This is a genomic window from Acutalibacter caecimuris (assembly GCF_034335085.1).
Taxonomy (GTDB): Bacteria; Bacillota; Clostridia; order Oscillospirales; family Acutalibacteraceae; genus Acutalibacter; species Acutalibacter caecimuris.
Window position 1 is genome coordinate 16,350 of sequence record NZ_JAWXXJ010000006.1, and the last position, 20,139, is coordinate 36,488.

Sequence of the window (20,139 nt, forward strand, 5' to 3'; positions counted from 1 at the left end):
GGCTCCTCTCTGGGGCGACGCAGCCTTTTGGGGTAAATTTAAGGCGCACCGCGGTTCCACCCGGATTCAAGGCCTAGGAGGGCCTCCTCATGGCTGGCCGCTAACGGGGCCGTCCGGCTGTCCTTTCGGCAGCAGCTCTAAGGTGGTATCTACAGCCTGGGCCGCCGCCTGCGCTTGCACCCTAGGCGCTGGCTCTCTGTGGGGACCCTGTTGGCTAAGACGTCCTTTTCATCGCTTTTTGGCTCTATAACATGGAATTATAGCAAAGAAACGCCCAAAAGTCAAGCTTTTCCGGCTGTGGGGGCGTGGGGCGCAGGGGCGGTTTATTTGCAAAACGGCTGCGTGGGTTGGGCTGGCCGCTGGGTGCTTGCCCGGCGGGGCTTTGCCGGTTGGCCGGGCCCCTGGCGGGGGTTTGGGCGAAAAAAGGGAATTTTACCGGGGGTTATCCGGGGGGTATGGGAGGGTTATTGGGGGGATAAGGGGGCGGTATGAAGGGGATATCCGAGGGGTATTGGGCAGGTATTTTTTGCGGTTTTGCGGCGGGGCGGGCCTGGCGGAGGCAGTTTTTTCTTTTGGAGAAAATTGTGAGGGGGGCGGGGAAAAGAGGTGGGGGATGATGGGGGGCTACGTTGGAGGGAGCGAGGGGTGAGAAGGAAATGGGCGTGGGGTAGATGGGAGGCGGGAGGGCTGTGTTGGCGTGGGGAGCAGGAACGGGGTGGGGCGAAGGGCGAGGGCTGCATTGGCGGGAGGAGGAATGGTTGGGACGGCGGGGACGGTGCTGGAGGGGGACGGAGTGGGCAGGAACGGGGGCGGAGGGGGTACGGGGAGGGCGGGATTTGGGGGGAGATTGTGTTTGACATCGTACGTACGGTGTGCTATACTTAATAGTAGAAGAATAGTGCCAGCGCGGGGCAGAAAAAGCCCCGCCCCTTATACGGAAAGGAGCCCCCTATGCAATCTTTTGAAAACCCGGCAGGACAGGGCGGCGAGCCCCAGGCCGGTTACGAATTTCTTACAGAAAAAGAAACCATGTGGGCGGAAATGCTCATGCAGCTATTGCAGGGCAGCGATATCCCCTGCACTGCCCTGCCCGTGTACGGCGCGGGGCTGGTCATGCGTACTGGGATGCGGGAGAGGCTGCGGGTCTTTGTGCCCGCCGGGCAGAAAGCCCAGGCCGAGGAGATCCTCCAAAGCTTTTCCCCTGACGGCGAAAATCCCTGATAACCGGCCGGTATGGCCCCTAGAGTCTGTTTGAAAAATCGGAAACAAGCCCTGGCTGGCGGTGGGGAAATGTGCAACTGGGGTACCCGCCCTTCATGGGAGGCGGCCATGGAAGTTTCGTCCACCTTTTCAAAGGTGGTGGGGATTCCTAAGGGGCGACGCCCCTTAGGCTGCCAGAGGCCCAACAGAGGCCCAGAGGGATTTGACAAAAGCGCGGGGGGCGCTATGGAGAAAGGAGCATCTTTATGAAACAGGCACTGATGAGCATACGGATGGACGCGGACCTGAAAAAGGAGTTTGACGGGTTTTGCGCCCAGGTGGGGCTGAACAGCTCGGTGGCGGTAAATATGTTTGTGCGCACCGTGCTGCGTGAAAAGCGGATCCCCTTTGAGATTACCAACCAGCCCAGCGCCACTACCCGCGCGGCTATCCGGGACACCGAACGGGAACTGGAAACCGGCGGGATGAAAAGCTATACCAATGCCGAGGCCCTGCTGAAGGACGTTCTGAAATGAACCGCTGCCGGATCGTGCCCTCCCGCCGGTTTAAACGGGATTTGCGGCGGGTGCAGCGCAAGGGCCGCCGTATGGACGAGGTGGCCGGGGCCATTGACATACTGGCCACCGGGGGGTTTTTGGGCAGCCGCTACAGGGACCGCCCTTTGGGCGGGCGCTACGCGGGGTACCGGGAATGCCGGGTGGCCCCCGGCTGCCTGATGGTCTACCGGCAGGGAGGGGACAGGCTGGTCCTGTACCGGCTGCGGACGCCGGTGCTGGAGGGCGGGTACGCCATGTTCCTGCTGACAGAGGTCTGCTACCGGCTGTTCCGCAACCCCAGCCGCACGGCCCTTTTGCTGGGCGTTGCGGCGCTGCTGATGGGCAGCATAGCCTTTTACCTGGGGAACATACAGGCCAACCGGGCCGCGCTGGACAGCCTGGTGCAAAACGTGCCAGTCACCGTGCAGGTGGTCAACCGCAACGGCAGCAGTTCGGAGGGGTTGCGCATCAGCATGGCCCATTATACGGCCCTGGCCGGGGCGCCGGTACACCAGGTGCAGTGCACCACCACCTTTGCCGGGGCTTACAGCCAGGGGGCCCGCTTTTTGGCAAGGGAGGGGCGGTTTTTGGGGGGCGACGCCCTTTTGAAGGGGGGCAACTGCCTGGAGGCCCTGGCCATAGAAGAGGGGGACGTGCAGTTTTTGCGGGGCTGGGGGCCGGGGATGTTCGGCGGCAGGGAGGCTGTGTGCCTGGCCAACGCCTCTTTTGCCCAGAAGGCGGGCATCCGGCTGGGGGACGAGATCTCGTTGCCGCTGTTTACCATGCAGTACGGCACAAACGGCACCCGCTATCCCCCGCTGGGGGAACAGGTGCTGAAGGTGGTGGGCATTTACCAACCCCGTGCCGTTGCGGCCAGCCAGGCGGCGGAGTTATACGGGCCTATCGGCTGGATGCAGGACCTGGCCCAGCAGGCGGACGAGGTGTTCAGCTTGGAGTCGCTATGCGCCCGGCTGGACGACCCTATGGAACTGAACCGGTTTAAGGCATCTTTGGGGGAAATGGGCTTTTGGGAGATCTCCGAAACGGCCCAGGACCGGATAACCGGGGACGCCATTGCCATGGACGACGAGGCTTTCATCAAGACGGCGGGGGAACTGTTGCAGAACCTGACGGTGTTTAACGGGTTTTTGCCGCCTTTCTTCGCGCTGGTGGTGGGGATGGTTACACTGGTGACTTTTTTGGTGCTGCGGGGCAGCCGGCGGGAGATGGCCATTGCCAGCTCGCTGGGGCGGCAAAAGCTGCTGAACGGGGCCTCCCACTTTTTGGGGGCTTTTCTGGCGGAGCTGGCGGGCTGCGGCGTGGCACTGGCGCTGGCCGGCCTGGCGGCGGGGGCCCCATTGGCCCTGGCCTGGGGCGCGGCCGGGGTATATATGGCCTGCGCCTGCGTGGGCACGGCCCTGGCGCTGGTTTTCCTGCTGCGGTTTGACACCCTTGCTTTGCTGACAAAGGTGGACTGACCCCGGCAGGCCGGGAAGAGGGCAAAGGGCACAAAAACGGACACAACGCCGCCGGACTTGGCCGCCGGGGCGGATTTATAAAGGAGGCTGCCTATATGAGCAATATGCTGACTGCCACGGACGTACAGTACATCTACCAGAGCAAATACCAGAAGGTGCACGCCCTGCGGGGCGTAAGCTGCCAGTTTGAAAGCGGGAAGTTCTACGCCATTGTGGGGCATTCGGGCAGCGGCAAGACCACGCTGCTGTCTATGCTGGCCGGGCTGGGCACCCCTACCGGGGGGGAGGTGCGCGCCGGGGAAGAGGGGCGCACCATTAAGGAGATCGGCAGCGAACGGCACCGCCGGGAGGACGTGACGGTGATCTACCAGTCCTTCAACCTGTTCCCCACCCTTTCCATTACGGAAAATGTGATGTACCCCATGCGCATTAACGGCTATAACGCCAAGGAGGCCAAGCAGCGGGCCAGGGAACTGCTGGACGCGGTGGGCCTGGCGGATGTGGACGGCCGCAAGCTGCCGGCCATGCTCTCCGGCGGGCAGCAGCAGCGGGTGGCCATTGCCAGGGCGCTGGCCTCCCAGGCCAGGGTGATTTTGGCGGACGAACCCACCGGCAACCTGGACTCGGAGAACGGGAAGGTGGTCATCGACCTGCTGAAAAAGCTGGTGAAAGAGCAGGGGTATTGCGTGATTGTGGTGACCCATGACCTGGGCATTGCCGCCCAGGCGGATGTGGTCTACCGGATGAAAGACGGGCTGATGGACCTGGACACCCGGCCGGCCTCTTAGGCCGTACCCACATAAGCGGCGTAGCGGGTTTTGTCTGATGCAAGGCGGAAATACACAGAAACAGCTTGCTGCCCTTGTAGTGGCGTAGCGCAAACATTTTCGGCGGAGGAGAGGGCCATAATCCGCCCACAAGGCCGGTGGAGGGCGTTTTTGTGCACACGCCCTGGCCGGCGGTGGGGAAATGTGCAGCCGGGGCACCCGCCATGATGGGAGGGGGGCCACAGAAGTTTTGTGACAGCCGCCCTACCTTGGCTGCGCTAAGTAGCCGCCCTCGCCCTTTGCAAAGGCGGCGGGGCCTTTAGGGGGCGGCGGGAATCAAAGCCCAAGCGTTGGCGTAGCCAACTTTCTACCGCCGGTGTGGCAGGCGGTACGGGGCGGACAGAAAAACGGCCGGGCAAAGGCGCCCGGCCGTTTTTTATGTGTGGCGTGGGGCCCCGGCCGCCAGCAAATCCATGGTTTCCCCAAGGGAAAGGCCCTGTTCGGGGGGGCGGGCCAGCACCACCAATTCGGCCCCGGCCTGCCGGGCTGCCTGGGCCTTTTCCCCAAAGCCGCCGGCGGGGCCGCTCTCCTTAGTGACCAGAAAGGCGGCGCCCCCCAAATGCCGCAGGTTTTCCTCCACAGAAAAGGGGCCTTTGGCCGCCAGGATACGGGCGGGGCTGAACCCCAGCGCCCGGCAGCGCTCTACCGCCCCAGGGGCGGGCAGCACCCGCACCGTGCACCGCCGGGCAAAGCCCGGTATGCGGCAAAAGGCCTCCAGGTCTTTGCTGCCGGTGGTGAGGAGGATATCCCCCACTGTGGCGGACAGGTAGCCGGTGAGGGCGGGCAAGTCCGGGAAATACCGGCCGGGGGGGCGGGGGGCATCCTGGCGCAGCACCCGCACATAGGCCCTGCCCGCAGCCCGGCAGGCCGCCTGGATGTTCCCGGTGGCCGCCTGGGCAAAGGGGTGGGTGGCATCGACCACCAGGCGGATGGGGTGGGCCGCCAGCAGGGCCCCTATCCCCTGGGCGTCCAGCCGGCCGGTAAGGGGGATGAGGTGGGGGGACACCGGCAGCAGCCCGGCCCCGTAGCCGGTGGCCACGCTGACAAAGGCCCCTATGCCCTGTTCGGCACAGAACGCTGCCAGCAGCCGCCCTTCGGTGGTGCCGGCAAAGAGCAGCAGGCCGGGAGAGTTGGGCTTACACATCCCGGTAGCCCCGGGGCGTGACCATTTTGCCGCCGATCTCCTGGGTTGCCTCGCTGCCCACAAACACGGTGGTGAACATATCCACCTGCTCCCCGGCCAGTTGCGCCAGGGGGAGCACCCGGATTTCCTGGCCCTCCCGGCCGATGTTCCGGACCCAGCCGCAGACGGTTTCCGGGCTTTTGTACCTGAGCAGGATCTCACAGGCCCGGCGCAGATGCCCGGCCCGCTGCCGGGAGGAGGGGTTGTAGATGGCCAGGGTGAAGTCCCCCTGGGCGGCACAGGCCAGCCGCTTTTCGATCTTCTCCCAGGGGGTGAGCAGGTCGGACAGGCTGATGACGGCAAAATCGCCGGTAAGGGGGGCCCCCAGCAAGGCCCCGCCGCTTAGGGCCGCCGTGACCCCCGGCACCACCTGGATCTCCACCCCGGGGTATGCCTGGCCCAACTGGAGGGCCAGCCCCGCCATGGCGTACACGGCGCTATCGCCGCTGCACACCAGGGCGACGGTTTTGCCGGCGGCGGCTTCCGCCAGGGCCAGGCGCACCCGCTGGGTTTCCTGGCGCATACCGGTGGAGTGGAACGCCTTGTGGGGGAAGATATCCCGGAGCAGCCCTACATAGGCGGTGTAGCCCACCACCAGGCCGCTTGCCTCGATGGCGTTGCGGGCGGCAAGGGTCATGCCCGTTTCGTGGCCGGGGCCAAAGCCTACAATGTATAACAGGTTCATAGGTCACCTCTCTCAAAATCCAGCGCGACTTCCAGCTCTGCCAGGGCAAGGGTCATGCCGTTTTCCGCCTGGCGGGGCAAAAGCAGCCGCCCGCCCTGCATCATGGCGGCGCGCTCGCAGACATTGTCCGCGCCGGTGGTTTGCAGTACAAAGTCCGAATGGGCGAAGGGCCCGGACAGGGACATCAACTGCCGGGGGGTATAGGCCAGCAGGGGCAGCCGGGCCCATTGGCAAAAGGCCAGCAGGGCGGGTTCCTCCTGTTTACGGTCAATCGTGCACAGGGCCCGCAGCCGGTACAGGGGCAGGCCGGCGGCCTTGAGCCGGGACAGGATGAAGGCCCGCAGCCCGCCGGGGGGCACCCCCTTTTTGCAGCCCACCCCCAGCAGCAGGTTTTGGGGGACCAGCCGGAGGGTTTGGGGGAAGGGGCGCCGGGTTTCGTCTACAGAAACGGACAGGCCCAGGGGGGCCTGGGGGGCGAACACCCCGGCGGGCATATGGGCGGCGGGGTAATCGCTGGCAAAGCCCAGGGGGGCCCCCTCCAGTACCGCAGCGGCGGCGGCTTTGGCCAGGCCCATATCCAGGATATGCAGGTGGTTGGCCCGTGCAAAGCTGTCCGGGGAGAAGGCCCCGCCGGCGTCGGTGGCGGTGGTGATGACCGGGGTGGCCCCCAGGACCTGGGCAATGTGCCGGGCAAGGCTATTGGCCCCGCCCAGATGCCCGGACACCAGGGGCACCGCGAACCGGCCCCCGGTATCTACCGCTACAACGGCAGGGTCTGTGGCCTTATGCCGGAGGTGGGGGGCCACCGCCCGCACGGCAATGCCACAGGCTGCCAGGAACACCAGAGCCCGGTACCGGGGGAACAGCTCCCCGGTAAGGGCAGAAAGGCTGGTGAAGGGCTGCTCGCCCGGCCCGGCGTACCGGTGGAAGGCGTACCGGGTACAGGCGCAGCCGGGCAACGCTGCCGCCAGCCGGGCTGCCAGCGCCCCGCCGGCCCGGTTGACGGAGATCAGGGCGGTGGGCGTCATGGGCGGGCCTCCCGGAAACCGGTGGCAAAGCTGCCGTCGTACAGGCGGGAAAGCTGGTAGTCCTCCCCCAGGAAATGCCCCACGCAGATCAGGGCGGTTTTGCTGATGCCGTTCTCCCGGCCGGTCTGGGCCAGGGTGCCCACCGTGCAGCGGCAGACTTTTTCATCGGCCCAACTGGCCCGGTAGACCAGGGCCGCCGGGGTATCGGGGGGGAGCCCCCCGGCCTGGAGGGCGGCGGCGACCTCCTCCAGCAGGCCGGCGCTGAGGAAGATGACCAGCGTGGCCCCGTGGGCGGCCAGGGCCGATAGGCTCTCCCCCGGCGGCACCGGCGTGCGGCCGGCCATACGGGTGATGATCACCGTTTGGCTGACCCCGGGGAGGGTGTACTCGGCCTTTAGGGCCGCGGCGGCCCCGCACAGGGCGCTGACCCCCGGACACACCCGGTACCCGATACCCAGCGCCTCCAGGCGGTCCATCTGCTCCCGGATGGCCCCGTAGATGCTGGGGTCGCCGGAGTGCAGGCGCACGGCCCGCTGCCCGGCCCGGTGGGCGGCGGCCAATGCCTCTACCACCTCGTCCAGGGTCATTTTGGCGCTGTCCAGCCGCTTGCAGCCGGGGCCGGTGTAGTCCAGCAGGGCCGGGTTGACCAGCGAGCCCGCGTACACCACCAGATCGGCCGCCTCCAGCAGGGCCTTGCCCCGCACAGTGATCAGGTCCGGGGCCCCACAGCCCGCGCCTACAAAATCGATCATACAGACACCCCTTTCAGTTTTTCCAGCAGGGCCCCGGCCCGGCCGGTTTGGCCCAGCACCCCGAACCGTTGGGAGAACAGCAGGGCCCCGGCCGCCAGCCCGCCTTTGAGCCGGGCGTCCAGATAGAACTGGACCCGGTCCAGCAGCACGGCCATGGCGGCCTCCAGCAAGCCGGCCTCCCGGAGGATTTCCAGCCCGCTGTCCACGGTGACGCAGCCGGGCAGGCGGCGGAGCACCTCTACCCCGGCTCCGGCCAGCAGGGCGCAGGTGACCAACACCTCCATGCGCCCGTCCGCCTGGGCGGAGTGGGTGTTCATAATGCCTGCCCCCAGCTTGACCAGCTTGCCGATATGCCCCACCACCAGCGCCCCGGAAAAGCCCAACTCCAGGGCGATATCCAGGGCATCGCCGATATAATTGCTACAGGGCACGCAGATTTCCTCGAAACCGGGCAGGGTTTGGCGAAGGAAACTTTCGCCGTAATTGCCCAGTGTGAGCAGGAGGGTATCTTGCCCGGCGGCCCGGCGCATACCCGCCTGGGCCCGTACCGTGCCCAGCAGGGCGGCGGTGCTCATGGGCTCTACCACCCCGGTGGTACCCAAAATGGACAGCCCGCCCACAATGCCCATACGGGGGTTAAAGGTCTTTTTGGCCAGCTCTTCCCCGCCGGGGATGGACAGGGTGACGCGGACGCCCCCCCGGTAGCCCTGGGCGGCGCAGGCCTCCCCCACCGCGGCGGCGATCATCTGCCGGGGCACGGTGTTGATGGCCGGGGCGCCGGGAGGCTGGTCCAGCCCCGGCTGGGTGACGGTGCCGACGCCCTCCCCGGCAGCGATCTCCAAGCCCTGGGGGATGCGCTCTGCCCGGACGTACACCCGGACGCCGTTGGTCACGTCCGGGTCGTCGCCGCTGTCCTTTTGGATGGCGCAGCCGGCAAAGCCCGGCCCCTGGGTGGGCTCCAGCACATCCAGCGCCAGGGGTAGGCCCTTGGGGGTGAGCAACTCGACCCGCCTTGGGGGCGGGGCCCCCAGGAGCATCAGCACGGCGGCCTTGGCCCCGGCCGCCGCACAGGAGCCGGTGGTGTAACCGCAACGCAGCTTCTCCCGGCCGTGGTGGATGTAGTAGCCCTGCATACGCCCCCTCCTTTGCGGGTTTTACGGTGTGGCTTCCAGCGCCGCCTGGGCGTGGGCCACGTAGATCTGCCGGATGGGTTCCATCTGGCCCAGGCCCCGGAGGGCACAGGTGGCCGGATAGCCCGCCCCGGCAAGCACGGACTGCCAGGAACCGGGCTGGCTGCCGGCTATATCCTTTCGGGCGTGGCTGCCGGCGGCTACCATCAGCGGCACCAGCACCACCGAGCGCCAGCCCCCGGCCCTGAGCCGGTCCAGCACCTGGGCCTGGGTGGGGGCAGCCTCTACCGTGCCGACCAGGCAGTGGGCCGCCCCGGCCTCTTGGAAGGCCTGTTGCAGGTCTGTGTAGGCCCGGTTGGCCTGATGGCCGGTGCCGTGGCCCACGAACACCACTGCCTCCCCGCCGGAAGAGGGGGCGGGCGGCCCCAGCAGCGCGGCGGCCACTGCCCTGCAATCCCCTGGGCCGGCCAGCAGGGGGGCGCCCAGCACCAGCCGGCGGAAACCCTGCCGCCGGGCCTCCAGCAAAGCGGCCAGCCGGTTGTACTCGTACCCGCCTATGATGTAGGTGGGCTGCACCAGCACCTCTTCGACGCCCTCGCCGGCCAGCCGGTCCAGGGCCTCTTCGGCGCTGTCCACGGACAGGCCCTGCCGGCGCAGGAGCATCCCGCGGATGGTGGGGGAGGTAAAGGCCCGGTACAGGCCCCAGCCCGGATGGGCCTCTGCCAGCGCCCGTTCGACGCCGCCGATGGCCTCCTCCCGGCCCACCGGGCAGCAGGTACCGAAACTGACGGCCAGAATGGCCCTTTTGGAGCCCCCGGCCCCTGTATGTGCGTTGTGCATGGCTATACCTCTTTCTTCCTTATCCATCCTGTTGGCTACCGGCGGAGCCGCTATCAGGGCCGAAGTATTTTTCGTAGAGGCCCGCCGGCAGGCCGAAGAGCCCCCGGACGGTGGCCGGGGTGAGCACCTGCCGGGCCGGGCCCATGGCGTACACCCGGTTTTCCCGGATGCACACGGCGCTGTCCGCCACCTTGCCGGCCAGGTCCGGTTCGTGCATAGTGACCACCACGGCCAGGCGCTGGCTGTCTGCCAGGCTGCGCATCAGTTCCAGGAACGTTACCTTGTGGTAGACGTCCAGAAAAGCGGTGGGCTCGTCCAGCAGCAGCACCCGTGGCTGCTGGCAGATGGCCCGTGCCAGCAGCACCCGCTGGCGCTGGCCGTCGCTGACCGCGGTGAAACCGGCCCCGGCAAAGGGTTCCATCTCTACCAGGGCCATAGCCTGGCTTACAGCGGCCTGGTCCTTGGCGGAAAGGGCGCCGAAGTACCCGGTATAGGGGTAGCGGCCGGTTTCCACCACCTCCCGGCAGGTCATGCGGTCCGGGCGCACGGGCTGGGTGAGGAGCACGGCCAGCTCCTGGGCCAGCTTGCGGGCAGGCAGCAGGCGGCTCTCCCGGCCGTCCAGGCAGACGGCGCCCCCCATCTGCCGCAGATGCCCGGCCAGGGTTTTGAGGATGGTGGATTTGCCCGACCCGTTGGGGCCGATAAGGGCCATGATCTCCCCGGCACGCACCTGGAAACTGATATCCCGGATCAGGGGTTCCCCGTAGCCCACAGCCAGCCCCTGGGCGGCCAGCGGGTAATTTTGTGGACGGCCCATTACAGCTCCCCCCTTTTCCGGCTGAGCATCATGCCGATGACCACCGGCGCGCCGAAGATGGCTGTGACGGTGCTGATGGAGAGCTCGGTGGGGGCAAAGGCGGTGCGGGCCAGTACATCGCACAGCAGGCAGAAGGCCGCCCCGCACAGGAAACTGGCAGGCACCAGCACCAGGGGCCGGGAGGTGCCGGTTAGCACCCGGACCATGTGGGGGGCGGCAATGCCCACAAAGGACACCGGCCCCGCAAAGGCCGCCACACAGGCCGAAAGCAGCCCGGACAGCACCACCAGCGCCACCCGCAGCAGCCGTACATGGACCCCCATGCTTTGGGCGTAGCTTTCCCCCAGCCGGTAGGCGGAGAGGGGCTTGGACAGCAGCACCGCCCCCAGCAGGCCCACCGCCACGGCAACGGCCATGGCGGCTACGTTATCCATGGTGGTACCGGAAAAGCTGCCCATGGACCAACTGCGTAGGTTGACGATGTCCGCGTCGTCTGCGAAGGTGATGAGGAAGTCTGTGACAGCGGTGCAGATGTAGCCGGTCATCACCCCGCACACCACCAGCATGGACATACGCCGGATGCGCCGGGAAAAGGCCAGTACCAGCCCCAGGGACAGCATGGCCCCTATAAACGCCCCGGCGACCATGGCACCGGAGCCCACCGCCCGGCCGCCCCCGGCCAGGCCCACCATCACCAGGGTGACGGCCAGCCTGGCCCCGGAGGACACCCCCAGCACAAAGGGCCCGGCAATGGGGTTGTGGAAGAAGGTTTGCAGCAGGTAGCCGGACAGGGACAGGGCGCCCCCCAGCAGGCAGGCCGCAAGGGTGCGGGGGACGCGGATCTTCCACAGGATGTTAAGGGCCGTGGGGCTGCCCTGGCCCAAAAGGCCCCGCAGGGTTTCCCCCGGCGTAAGGCCCGCGCTGCCGGCAAACAGGTTGAGCCCCAAAGCGGCGGCCACCAGCAGGGCCAGCAGGGTAAAGGTAAGCAGGTTGCGCCGGTGCTGTTTTAATTGTGTCAATTTGCCCCCTCGCTTTCCAGGCGGTACAGGAAGGCCGGGGCCTCCCCCTGGCCGCTGAGGATGCTGTGGAAGTCCGCGACGGCCGTGCCCATTTGCAGGGTGGACTGGAAGAGCTCTTTTTTGGCGCACCAGACCTCCCCGGCCTGCACGGCTTTAAAATCTGCCAACAGGGGGTTGAGGGACAGGAGGTGCTGGACGGAGGACAGGTCGCCGCTCATATCGCCGTTATAGATGATACAGTCCGCGTCTTTGGCCGCGGTGTAGAATTCCTCCATCTCCATGGTCACGGTGGCGGAGTCCTCCTCGCCACCCACATGGGCCAGGGCGTTCTCCCCCCCGGCCATCTCGATCATCTTGCAGATATAGTCGCCGGGCTTGCGGGTGACGGCCCGGCCGTCGTCCGTCAGGTAGAAATAGGCCACGGAGCGCCCGGTGGCCGGCAGGCCCTCGGTTTGGGTGAACAGGGCCTGCTGCTCCTGGAACAGGGCCGCGGCTTCCTCCTCCCGGCCCAGCAGCGCCCCGTAGAACTTGACCCACTCGCTGCGGCCCAACGGGTGGGGCTCGTAGCTGGAGCGGTCTACCACCACCAGGACGCCCAACTCCTCCAGTTTTTCCTTTACTTCCGGGGCGTGGTTGATCATGGTGGACTGCACGGACAGGCCGCAGCCCTCGGACACCAGCAGCTCGTAGTCCGGCTCCCGGTACTTGCCGGCGTAGAGGATATCCCCTTGCTCCATGCCCGCCCGGGCGCTGGGGATGGTCCAGTCCTCTGTTTTGGTGCCGGAGAAACGGACGGCCCCAGCGCCATCCAGGGCATCAAAAAAGCACATGGCTGCGGTGGCCGTCAGGTAGACGCCCTCTACCGGCTGGCGGATGACCCCCACTCCGGCCTCCAGGCCCTGGGGGGGCTCTTTGCCCTTTGGCACCACCAGGTAGCGGCCGCCCTCTTGGACTTGCAGCAGGGTGTAGCCGCCCTCGTAGGTATCGGCGGTAAACTGCTGGCTGTAAAGCAGTTGGGTGCGGCCGGTATGGGCCAGGCCGCAGAAAGACGGTTCCCCTTCCCCTTGGGAAACCGGGGCGCTTGCCTGCCCGCAGGCAGGCAGCAGAAGGGTATACAGGCAGCACAGCAGCAGGGCAAGGGCACGGTATTTTTTCATAGGTTTCCATCCTCCCGGTTTTCCGGCGCAGCAAGGGGCAAAGAAAAATGCGCCTACTCTGGTTTGAGTAAAAGCGCAACGCAAATAGACGTATACCCACCATGCTTTTGCATGGGGTGGGCATCCGCTTGAACGCACTGCCAGTTACTCGTGGCATGGGGCGGCTGGCCACCCCTGTACCGGCCCCGGGCAGGTCTCCTGGCTTAAAGATCGGCACGCAAAGGGGCCTTCCCATAGGGGCCTTTCAGCTCCCCTACAGTGGCATAATCCCCTTGCGCTCCCTTCATACAGTGACGAGTTCGTACAGGATTCTCACCTGTTTCCCTTTTCACCGGGCCCGGCCCCGCCTAAAGGGACGGCGGGGCGCCCGGCACCTGGGGCCTATTCTGTTTACCCTAAACTCTAGCATACCGGCCGGCTTTTGTCAAGTGGAAGGGCTTTGCTGCCGGAGGCTTAGGGGGGTGCCTCCGGCGGCCCAAGGGGCCTTGCCCCTTGGGAATCCCCACCACCTTTGAAAAGAGCGGCCGTCACGAGCCGGCCGAACCGGCAGGTGAGACGACGAAACTTTTACGATTCGTTTGCCGGAGTTTCACTTTTAAACTCTTCATTTTGGACACTCCCCCGGCGTAATCTTCCCCTTGCATTTTTTTGTGCGGTGTGGTATAATGTTTGTACTTGCTCCGGGCGCTTGTGGCCCGGCCGCGGGAGAATATGTGGGCGGGCAGGTCTGCGCGGCGGGACGCCGTGAACCATGTCAGGCGGGGAACCGAGCAGCATTAAGCGGATGTTCCCGGGCGATGCAGTTCGCCTGCCCGCTCACATATTCTCCCGTTTCCTATCCCCCATGCCGGGCCGCGCTTTGCCGGCCCGGTTTTTTCATCCCCGTTGCCTTTTGCCCGCCGTCCCCGTCCTTGCGCCGGGGAGCCGGGGCGGCCCCTTGCCGGTACGGGCAAGCTTTAAGCATCTATATACAGGAGGTGCGCTACCGCTATGTACAAGGTATTGTATCGCAAATACCGGCCCCAGTTTTTTGCCGATGTAGTCGGCCAGCCTCAGGTGACTGTCACCCTGCAAAACGAACTGGCCAGGGGCCGGGTGGCCCACGCCTATCTGTTTGCCGGGTGCCGGGGTACCGGCAAGACCACCTGCGCCCGGATCCTGGCCAGGGCCATTAACTGCCTGCACCCGGTGGAGGGGGGGCCCTGCGGCCAGTGCGAGATCTGCCGGGGGCTGGAGGACGGCTCGCTGCTGGATGTGGAGGAGATCGACGCGGCCAGCAATAGCGGTGTGGAAAGCGTGCGCGGTATCATTGAGGGGGCCAATTTTACCCCTGTGAAGGCCCGGTACCGGGTGTATATCATTGACGAGGTGCACGCCCTAACCCCCAACGCCTTTACCGCCCTGCTGAAAACCCTGGAGGAGCCGCCCCCCCATGTGGTGTTTATTTTGGCCACCACTGAGGCCCACCGGCTGCTGCCTACGGTGCTTTCCCGCTGCCAGCGCTTTGACTTCCACCGCATTGACCCAGCCCTGATCGCCGACCGGCTGGTTTGGGTGGCGGCCCAGGAAGAGGCACGGCTGGATCGGGACGCGGCCATGCTGATTGCCCGCATTGCCGACGGCGCTTTGCGGGATGCCCTCTCTTTGCTGGACCAGTGCCTGGGCCGCAGCCATCAGGTGACGGCGGAGGTGGTACAGGCCAGCGCCGGGCTGGCGGACCAGGCCTACCTGGCGGAGCTGGCCGGGGCCGTGGCCGGGCGGGACGCTGCCGGGGCCTTGGCCTGCGTGGACAGGCTGCATCAGGAGTCGAAAGACCTGAACCGGCTTTGCGCCGAACTGGCCGGGTATTTTAGGGGGATGATGCTTTTTAAGCTGATGCGGGACCCCGGCCAACTGGTACAGGAGCAGGGCCCGGACCGGCAGGCCATGGAGGCGCAGGCGGCGGGGCTCTCTTTGCCGGATTTGCTGCACGGGCTGGCCTGTTTGGAGGATGTGATGGGCAAAATGCGCTTTGGCGACGCCCGCACCCAACTGGAGATGGCGCTGGTGCGCCTGTGCTCGCCCCAACTGGACAGCACCCCCGACGGGCTGCTGCGCCGGCTGGAGGCGCTGGAAAAGGCGGTGGCCAGCGGCATACCCGCCCCGGCACCCGCCTTGCAGCCGCCCCCCCAGCCTGCCCAACCGGCCGCCCTGGCCCCACAGGCCCCGGCCGGGGAGGATATGCAGGCGCTGCTGGCCCAACTGGACGACAGCCCGCCCCCTGCCCAGCAGCCCAGGCCACAGCCTCAGCCGCAGCCCAAGCCCCCGGCGCCGCCGAAACCTGCCCCCGCCCCGCGGGAGGGGCCGGCCAGGGGCGTTACCCCCAAAAGCCTGGAGGAACTTTCGGCCCAGGCGGTCCCCTGGGAGCCCTGGGGGCAGGTACTGGATCTGCTGCGCCAGGGGGAAAAGAGCCTGGCCGAGTATTTTAAGAACAGCACGGCCTATACCAGCGGGAACTATATGCTCATCGACGCGCCGGAATTTGCCTTTGAACTGCTGCGTCGGAGCCCCCGGTTGAAAGAGGATATCCGGCGGCTGATTGTGCAGATTACCGGCCGGAACTACCGGCTGGGGCCCTATAAGCGGGCCAAACCGGCGGAACAGGATCCCATTGCCCGGCTGGTGGAGCAGGCAAGGGCCGCCGGGGTGCCGGTGGAGGAAGAGGACGGGGATTCCTGACAGGCGGTTCGGCCGGGTAAAAGGGGGGCTCTACTTGACAAATACGGGTTTTTCCGTTATAACTATAGTTGATTATCACCCACGAAAGGAAGATTGCCCATGAAAGCCAGACTACCCCAGGGGTTTAACTCCCCTGGCGCCGCTAACCTGCAACAACTGGCCCGGCAGGCCCAGAAAATGCAGGAGCAGATGGAGAGCATTACCGCCGAACTGGAGGAGAAGGAGTACGCCGCCACCGCCGGGGGCGACGCCGTGAAGGCTGTTGTCACCGGGAAGATGGAGGTGAAGGCTATAGAGATCAAGCCGGAAGTGATTGACCCGGAGGACGCCGAGATGCTGGGCGACCTGGTTACGGCCGCGGTGAACGAAGCCCTACGGGCTGCCGCCAAGGAAAAGGACGAGCGCCTGTCTGCGGTTTCCGGCGGGATGGGCCTGCCGGGGGTACTGTAATGGCCGACCATCACGTTGGCCTGCTGGACGCGCTGGTAGACAAGCTGAACAGCCTGCCGGGCATAGGCCCCCGCACGGCCCAGCGGCTGGCGTACCATGTGCTGCGTATGTCTGACAAGCAACTGGAAAGCCTGCTGCGTACCCTGTGGGACGCCCACAGCGGCCTGCGGGAGTGCTCGGTTTGCTGCGGCCTGACCGACCGGGAGGTGTGCCCCCTGTGCGCCAACACCGGCCGGGATCACGGGGTGATTTGCGTGGTGGAGGAGCCTAAGGATATCGCCGTAATGGAGCGCGGCGGGGAGTTTAAAGGGGTGTACCATGTGCTGCATGGGCGTATCTCCCCTATGAACGGCATTGGGCCGGAGGAGTTGCGCATTAAGGAACTGGTGCGCCGTGTTACCCCGGAAACCCGTGAGGTTATTATGGCCACCAACGCTACGCTGGAGAGCGAAACCACCGCTATGTATATTGCCAAGCTGCTAAAGCCCTTTGGGGTGCTGGTGACCCGGCTGGGGGTGGGCCTGCCCTCTGGCGGGGAACTGGAATATGCCGACGAGTATACCCTTAAGATGGCCCTGGAGGGGCGCACCAAGCTTTAGCCAAACGCCCCGGCCCCCGGCTAAAACCGGCGGGGGCACCTATCTACCATACCTTTTAGAGGAGGAGGCGATTTTGTGGCCGCAAAGCCCGGTACAAAAACCATTGCCCAAAACAAGAAGGCTTACCATGACTACTTTGTGGAGGAAAGCATGGAGGCCGGCATCGAGCTGGTAGGCACGGAGGTGAAGTCCCTGCGGCAGGGGCGGGCCAATTTGAAGGACGCCTGGTGCTCGGTGGTAGAGGGCGAAATGCTGCTGAACGGCTGCCATATCAGCCCCTATGACTTTGGCAACCGGTTTAACACCGACCCTATGCGGGTGCGCCGGCTGCTGCTGCACAAACGGGAGATTATGCGGCTGTACGGGCTGGTAAAACAGCAGGGGTACTCGCTGATACCCCTTTCGCTGTACTTTAAGGGGAGCAGGGTAAAAGTGCAGTTGGGGCTGTGCAAAGGTAAAAAACTGTACGATAAACGCGCCGATATGGCCGAACGGGCCGCCAAACGCGCCATTGAGCGGGCGGTAAAAGAACGGAACAGATAGGAAAAGGAGAGATACGGCAAGCGCCGTATCTCTCCTTTTTTGGGGTTATGGGATACTAGGTGGTTTAGGTTATAGGCTATAAGGCTATTGGATGACCGTTGGCTGGTCAGGGCGTGTTCCCATAAGCGTTCGCACGCGCCTTTTGGGCAAATTTTTGCTATCTTTTGCGTTGAAAATTCTTGAAGTACGCGCGTACGTCTGCGAATTTTCGCCTTGAATCTGACAAAAATCTACGCCAAAATTCGCATACGCAGCTTATGTGAACGCGCCCTAGGCAAACGAGCCTTTCTCCAGATCGTCCAGCACAATGTCGTAGAAGTCGCGCACGACACGGATCATCGTGTCGTTGGGCAGGTAGGCCAGAAATAGCATGAGCGTTACCGCCGAACAGCAGTTTTTGCCGCTTACCAGGTAGCTGAGGGAACGGGGCGACATGAAAAGGAGGTGGGCCATTTCCTCTATCGTCAGATCCATTTCACCCTGGGTGACGTTGACGATATTGCGGAAATACACCTTCATTTCTGCATGGAACATCCTCATGGGAAACCACCTATAAAATCATTTATAAAAAATCTACTAATGAAAGTATAAGAAAATCTACCATTGAAAGAGGCGCCCCTCTGCGACTACCTCATTGCCCTGACCCGGCTGGGCGTTTTTTGTTGGGCTCCGCCCAAACCCTGTTGGGCTCCGCCCAAACCCTGTTGGGCTCCGCCCAAACCTGCCAGGGCTTTGCCCTGGACCCACCGCCCTTTGAAAAGGGCGGCCCTAAACTTTATTGTTTCTTAACTGCGCGGACTATTCTTCACTGTGTCGTGTTTCGAAAAGCCGAAATGTCTTGCTTTGTCTTACTATATATAATTTCGAAATTGATTAATTTGCAAGTTTAGTTGATGTCAATCCAGTATGGATCGACCCAGTATCCTTGTGTCGCGTTCCAACGACGATATTGATGCCGTCCTTCATATATGCGCCGCACAAGAATAATTTCATCAGCGTAAGGCACAATCCCGTTCACAACTATTCCTCCTCTTTGAGTTCAGTTCCACATGACACAAATATGTCAACAGTTGCTTTCTGGATATCTAATTCCTCTCCAGTTGCCAACACTAGAGAATAACTACCGTTTTTATGCTTAACGATAAACTCTTCGTTTATATCAATTCTTTGTACCGAACTGTTTTCAAATATATCTCTTACTGGTGGTTCATAATATGGCTGCAAGATAAACAAATAAGAGCCAACAAATACTAAAACTGATATCCCAACCAACAATAGTGGGTAAAAGGCCGGCCTGCGGGCCGCGGGGGCCGAAAGCACTTGGAAACGTTCGACCAGTTCTTGGTCTGCCCCATCTGCACACAGACGGGCGATGGGCCTGAAGAAACGCTTTTTGGCTTTCTTGCTGCTGCGCACACACTTGAGGAGCGTTTCCAGATACTTGATCTTCTCCGGCTTGGAAAAGCCGTCGGTCGCCTTTATGTCCGCTTTGATCTCTAAAATGCGTTCAATGTCCCCTCTGAGCACATACACCATCGGGTTCCACCAGAATACGCAGCAGAAAAGGCAGATCAGTATTTTGATCAGGATATCGTGCCCCAAAAAGTGCGCGTACTCGTGCTTGAGTACATAGTACAGCTCCTCGTCCGACAGGGCGGCGGAAGGAAGATAGATCCTTTTCTCGAAAACGCCTGCGCCCATGGGGACTGTGATGCCCGGACAGGCACATACCGTAACGGACATCGGGCGGCTTTCCTCTTTCACCAGTGCCAGCATCTCTTCGGCCGCATGGTTGCGGTTGCCCCGGTAAGCCTTTAGCCTGTGCAGTGTCGACAGGTTCAGGCCCAGGAATATCGCCAGTGTAATGACCGCGCCGCTTATCCATACAAGGTAGAACACTTGCAGTATGCTGAGCGGCAAACCCGGTAACAGTTCGTTCTTCTGGCGGACTGCCGTGTACACGGCGCTTAGTACGCGCTCGCCCCTGATGGGGATGGTGAGCGGCGTTTCTATGCTGACGAGCATACGGCAAATGCATAAGCCGCATAGCACCAGCACCGCCGGTATGCCGAAGTCCCGCAGGAAGAAATCCCTTTTACGCAGGAGATGGACGGCCAGGATAAACACTACACTGAACAACGCCGACATGAAAACGGAAAACACGCTGACGGTCATTCCTTATCATCGTCCCTTGCACGGTATTCTTCAATGATCGCTTCCAGTTTCTGGATCAACTCTTCTTTCTCTTCCTCGCTGCTGCCCGGTATGATGGCCACGGCCGCGGCCCGGAAAACACCGTCTACATTGACGCCGGCCTTTTGCGCAAGTTGCACATAGTACTCTTCCTGCGTCAGTGTGCAGTGGAAACGGCGGGCATACTGGTTGGCACGGCGTACAAAGCCGCAGTACTCAATCGCGCCTTTCTTTTCCAGTGATTTCAGCATTACCCGGAGATAATGCTCGCCCCATGCCTGGCTGCCATCAAGGGCCTCCAGCATCTCCAAGGCGCTGAGGGGCCTGTCCTGTTCCCAAAGGAACTGCATCAGCTTCTCTTCGCTCTTGGATAAGGAAAAACATGGCATCGGTTATCTACCTCCCTTCTCTGTTTGCTAAATTCGCCCACCCGATAATAGACTATTCTTCGTCTTATATGGGAGTGTCCGTGTTTGTATTATACGTCAAGCTGTCTGGCTTGTCAACATATTTTTGCAAAAAAAGCAAAATAATTCCCAATTTTTTGTGGTTACCCCTTCACAAAACTATGTTATAAAGCATAACATACCGCTGGGCAAAGCCCTGGCGCGCAGAAGCTGAAGTGTGCCTCATGGCGAAAGAAGGTGTTGCTTGGTAAGATTTTCCCAAATTACATATTTGGGAGGTTTTACCTATGCGCAAATACCAAGACCTGTTGAAACCCTACTTGCAGGAGATTCTGGACACCCACAGGCACCAGTGCGATCTTACGCAAGAGAAAATGGCCGACCTGCTTCATATGTCCGTGCGCTCTTACTGCGACCTGGAGCACGGCCGCTCCGGCTTTTCCGCCGTGTCGCTGATCCTCTTTCTGGCCCAGCTACCGGAGGACAAGCTGTTGGAAACCGTAAAGGATTTCCGGCGGCTGGTTGAGAAGTTGGAGAGCGAGGAGGCGGCGTAATT

Annotated in this window: 22 protein-coding genes, 1 other RNA gene and 1 riboswitch; of the genes, 10 read left to right on the forward strand and 13 right to left on the reverse strand. The window is 63.2% G+C overall.

The window, feature by feature from the left end:
• The first annotated feature begins 951 nt into the window (after positions 1-951).
• The 4 genes from U8U01_RS05155 to U8U01_RS05170 all read left to right on the forward strand — a co-directional run bounded on the left by U8U01_RS05155 (position 952) and on the right by U8U01_RS05170 (position 4,023).
• Positions 952-1,221, forward strand: coding sequence for a putative signal transducing protein (locus U8U01_RS05155; protein WP_322171270.1), 270 nt, complete (start codon positions 952-954; stop codon positions 1,219-1,221).
• 245 nt (positions 1,222-1,466) lie between these two features.
• Entirely contained in the window at positions 1,467-1,736 is a 270-nt protein-coding gene (locus U8U01_RS05160) for a type II toxin-antitoxin system RelB/DinJ family antitoxin (RefSeq protein WP_322171272.1), read from the forward strand.
• A complete protein-coding gene (locus U8U01_RS05165; protein WP_322171275.1) occupies positions 1,733-3,235 on the forward strand; it encodes a type II toxin-antitoxin system mRNA interferase toxin, RelE/StbE family in 1,503 nt (500 codons plus the stop codon). Before U8U01_RS05160 ends, U8U01_RS05165 begins: the two co-directional genes overlap by 4 nt.
• Before the next feature lie 95 nt (positions 3,236-3,330).
• Positions 3,331-4,023 carry an ABC transporter ATP-binding protein gene (locus U8U01_RS05170; RefSeq protein WP_322171279.1) on the forward strand — a complete coding sequence of 231 codons (693 nt, stop codon included), beginning with the start codon at positions 3,331-3,333 and terminating at the stop codon, positions 4,021-4,023.
• Between the two features lie 415 nt (positions 4,024-4,438).
• Here U8U01_RS05170 and cobK read toward each other — a convergent pair whose 3' ends face one another.
• Genes cobK through U8U01_RS05215 form a run of 9 tightly spaced genes read right to left on the reverse strand, consistent with a single transcriptional unit; the run spans position 4,439 to position 12,673 of the window.
• Positions 4,439-5,206, reverse strand: coding sequence for a precorrin-6A reductase (cobK, locus tag U8U01_RS05175; RefSeq protein ID WP_322171282.1), 768 nt, complete (start codon positions 5,204-5,206; stop codon positions 4,439-4,441).
• On the reverse strand, positions 5,199-5,930 hold the full coding sequence (gene cobJ, locus U8U01_RS05180; RefSeq protein ID WP_322171284.1) for a precorrin-3B C(17)-methyltransferase: 732 nt from the start codon (positions 5,928-5,930) through the stop codon (positions 5,199-5,201). Before cobJ ends, cobK begins: the two co-directional genes overlap by 8 nt.
• Complete coding sequence (locus U8U01_RS05185) at positions 5,927-6,958, reverse strand: cobalt-precorrin 5A hydrolase (protein ID WP_322171287.1); 1,032 nt, start codon at positions 6,956-6,958, stop codon at positions 5,927-5,929. The genes cobJ and U8U01_RS05185 overlap by 4 nt, the downstream gene beginning before the upstream one ends.
• On the reverse strand, positions 6,955-7,710 hold the full coding sequence (cobM, locus tag U8U01_RS05190) for a precorrin-4 C(11)-methyltransferase (RefSeq protein ID WP_322171290.1): 756 nt from the start codon (positions 7,708-7,710) through the stop codon (positions 6,955-6,957). Before cobM ends, U8U01_RS05185 begins: the two co-directional genes overlap by 4 nt.
• Entirely contained in the window at positions 7,707-8,843 is a 1,137-nt protein-coding gene (gene cbiD / locus U8U01_RS05195) for a cobalt-precorrin-5B (C(1))-methyltransferase CbiD (protein ID WP_322171293.1), read from the reverse strand. Before cbiD ends, cobM begins: the two co-directional genes overlap by 4 nt.
• A gap of 21 nt (positions 8,844-8,864) precedes the next feature.
• Entirely contained in the window at positions 8,865-9,680 is an 816-nt protein-coding gene (locus tag U8U01_RS05200; RefSeq protein ID WP_322171296.1) for a sirohydrochlorin cobaltochelatase, read from the reverse strand.
• 19 nt (positions 9,681-9,699) lie between these two features.
• On the reverse strand, positions 9,700-10,497 hold the full coding sequence (locus U8U01_RS05205; protein WP_322171299.1) for an ABC transporter ATP-binding protein: 798 nt from the start codon (positions 10,495-10,497) through the stop codon (positions 9,700-9,702).
• Complete coding sequence (locus U8U01_RS05210; protein ID WP_322171302.1) at positions 10,497-11,516, reverse strand: FecCD family ABC transporter permease; 1,020 nt, start codon at positions 11,514-11,516, stop codon at positions 10,497-10,499. Before U8U01_RS05210 ends, U8U01_RS05205 begins: the two co-directional genes overlap by 1 nt.
• Positions 11,513-12,673 (reverse strand): ABC transporter substrate-binding protein, encoded by a 1,161-nt coding sequence (locus U8U01_RS05215; protein WP_322171305.1) that lies wholly within the window; start codon positions 12,671-12,673, stop codon positions 11,513-11,515. Before U8U01_RS05215 ends, U8U01_RS05210 begins: the two co-directional genes overlap by 4 nt.
• A gap of 171 nt (positions 12,674-12,844) precedes the next feature.
• Positions 12,845-13,066, reverse strand: a riboswitch (cobalamin riboswitch).
• Positions 13,067-13,392: 326 nt separating this feature from the next.
• Between U8U01_RS05215 and ffs the strand changes: the two genes are divergently transcribed.
• The 5 genes from ffs (at position 13,393) to smpB (ending at position 16,983) form a co-directional block, all read left to right on the forward strand.
• Positions 13,393-13,490, forward strand: an RNA gene (gene ffs / locus U8U01_RS05220) — signal recognition particle sRNA small type.
• Between the two features lie 173 nt (positions 13,491-13,663).
• Positions 13,664-15,391, forward strand: coding sequence for a DNA polymerase III subunit gamma/tau (dnaX, locus tag U8U01_RS05225; RefSeq protein ID WP_322171308.1), 1,728 nt, complete (start codon positions 13,664-13,666; stop codon positions 15,389-15,391).
• Between the two features lie 99 nt (positions 15,392-15,490).
• Positions 15,491-15,841, forward strand: coding sequence for a YbaB/EbfC family nucleoid-associated protein (locus U8U01_RS05230; protein WP_322171311.1), 351 nt, complete (start codon positions 15,491-15,493; stop codon positions 15,839-15,841).
• A complete protein-coding gene (gene recR, locus U8U01_RS05235; protein ID WP_322171314.1) occupies positions 15,841-16,440 on the forward strand; it encodes a recombination mediator RecR in 600 nt (199 codons plus the stop codon). The genes U8U01_RS05230 and recR overlap by 1 nt, the downstream gene beginning before the upstream one ends.
• Positions 16,441-16,515: 75 nt before the next feature.
• Entirely contained in the window at positions 16,516-16,983 is a 468-nt protein-coding gene (gene smpB / locus U8U01_RS05240) for an SsrA-binding protein SmpB (RefSeq protein WP_322171317.1), read from the forward strand.
• A 270-nt stretch (positions 16,984-17,253) separates the two neighbouring features.
• On the opposite strand, the gene U8U01_RS05245 is transcribed toward smpB, so the two are convergent.
• The 4 genes from U8U01_RS05245 to U8U01_RS05260 all read right to left on the reverse strand — a co-directional run bounded on the left by U8U01_RS05245 (position 17,254) and on the right by U8U01_RS05260 (position 19,565).
• Positions 17,254-17,523: a helix-turn-helix domain-containing protein gene (locus U8U01_RS05245; RefSeq protein ID WP_322172293.1), complete on the reverse strand. Its 270-nt coding sequence runs from the start codon at positions 17,521-17,523 to the stop codon at positions 17,254-17,256.
• A 346-nt stretch (positions 17,524-17,869) separates the two neighbouring features.
• A complete protein-coding gene (locus U8U01_RS05250; protein WP_322172295.1) occupies positions 17,870-18,001 on the reverse strand; it encodes a hypothetical protein in 132 nt (43 codons plus the stop codon).
• Between the two features lie 2 nt (positions 18,002-18,003).
• Positions 18,004-19,158: a M56 family metallopeptidase gene (locus U8U01_RS05255; RefSeq protein WP_322172297.1), complete on the reverse strand. Its 1,155-nt coding sequence runs from the start codon at positions 19,156-19,158 to the stop codon at positions 18,004-18,006.
• On the reverse strand, positions 19,155-19,565 hold the full coding sequence (locus U8U01_RS05260) for a BlaI/MecI/CopY family transcriptional regulator (RefSeq protein ID WP_322172299.1): 411 nt from the start codon (positions 19,563-19,565) through the stop codon (positions 19,155-19,157). Before U8U01_RS05260 ends, U8U01_RS05255 begins: the two co-directional genes overlap by 4 nt.
• A 305-nt stretch (positions 19,566-19,870) precedes the next feature.
• On the opposite strand from U8U01_RS05260, the gene U8U01_RS05265 reads away from it, so the two are divergent.
• Positions 19,871-20,137 (forward strand): helix-turn-helix transcriptional regulator, encoded by a 267-nt coding sequence (locus U8U01_RS05265; protein WP_322172301.1) that lies wholly within the window; start codon positions 19,871-19,873, stop codon positions 20,135-20,137.
• Positions 20,138-20,139: the final 2 nt, after the last annotated feature.

Excerpts from the sequence above, each read along its gene's own strand:
- U8U01_RS05255 (WP_322172297.1), bottom strand. The coding sequence starts at position 19,158 with ATGACCGTCAGCGTGTTTTCCGTTTTCATGTCGGCGTTGTTCAGTGTA.
- U8U01_RS05200 (WP_322171296.1), bottom strand. The coding sequence starts at position 9,680 with ATGCACAACGCACATACAGGGGCCGGGGGCTCCAAAAGGGCCATTCTG.
- U8U01_RS05160 (WP_322171272.1), top strand. The coding sequence starts at position 1,467 with ATGAAACAGGCACTGATGAGCATACGGATGGACGCGGACCTGAAAAAG.
- U8U01_RS05165 (WP_322171275.1), top strand. The coding sequence starts at position 1,733 with ATGAACCGCTGCCGGATCGTGCCCTCCCGCCGGTTTAAACGGGATTTG.
- U8U01_RS05205 (WP_322171299.1), bottom strand. The coding sequence starts at position 10,497 with ATGGGCCGTCCACAAAATTACCCGCTGGCCGCCCAGGGGCTGGCTGTG.
- U8U01_RS05155 (WP_322171270.1), top strand. The coding sequence starts at position 952 with ATGCAATCTTTTGAAAACCCGGCAGGACAGGGCGGCGAGCCCCAGGCC.
- U8U01_RS05230 (WP_322171311.1), top strand. The coding sequence starts at position 15,491 with ATGAAAGCCAGACTACCCCAGGGGTTTAACTCCCCTGGCGCCGCTAAC.
- U8U01_RS05245 (WP_322172293.1), bottom strand. The coding sequence starts at position 17,523 with ATGAGGATGTTCCATGCAGAAATGAAGGTGTATTTCCGCAATATCGTC.
- U8U01_RS05265 (WP_322172301.1), top strand. The coding sequence starts at position 19,871 with ATGCGCAAATACCAAGACCTGTTGAAACCCTACTTGCAGGAGATTCTG.
- cobK (WP_322171282.1), bottom strand. The coding sequence starts at position 5,206 with ATGTGTAAGCCCAACTCTCCCGGCCTGCTGCTCTTTGCCGGCACCACC.
- U8U01_RS05215 (WP_322171305.1), bottom strand. The coding sequence starts at position 12,673 with ATGAAAAAATACCGTGCCCTTGCCCTGCTGCTGTGCTGCCTGTATACC.
- cobM (WP_322171290.1), bottom strand. The coding sequence starts at position 7,710 with ATGATCGATTTTGTAGGCGCGGGCTGTGGGGCCCCGGACCTGATCACT.
- recR (WP_322171314.1), top strand. The coding sequence starts at position 15,841 with ATGGCCGACCATCACGTTGGCCTGCTGGACGCGCTGGTAGACAAGCTG.
- dnaX (WP_322171308.1), top strand. The coding sequence starts at position 13,664 with ATGTACAAGGTATTGTATCGCAAATACCGGCCCCAGTTTTTTGCCGAT.
- U8U01_RS05170 (WP_322171279.1), top strand. The coding sequence starts at position 3,331 with ATGAGCAATATGCTGACTGCCACGGACGTACAGTACATCTACCAGAGC.
- U8U01_RS05260 (WP_322172299.1), bottom strand. The coding sequence starts at position 19,565 with ATGCCATGTTTTTCCTTATCCAAGAGCGAAGAGAAGCTGATGCAGTTC.
- cbiD (WP_322171293.1), bottom strand. The coding sequence starts at position 8,843 with ATGCAGGGCTACTACATCCACCACGGCCGGGAGAAGCTGCGTTGCGGT.
- cobJ (WP_322171284.1), bottom strand. The coding sequence starts at position 5,930 with ATGAACCTGTTATACATTGTAGGCTTTGGCCCCGGCCACGAAACGGGC.
- U8U01_RS05185 (WP_322171287.1), bottom strand. The coding sequence starts at position 6,958 with ATGACGCCCACCGCCCTGATCTCCGTCAACCGGGCCGGCGGGGCGCTG.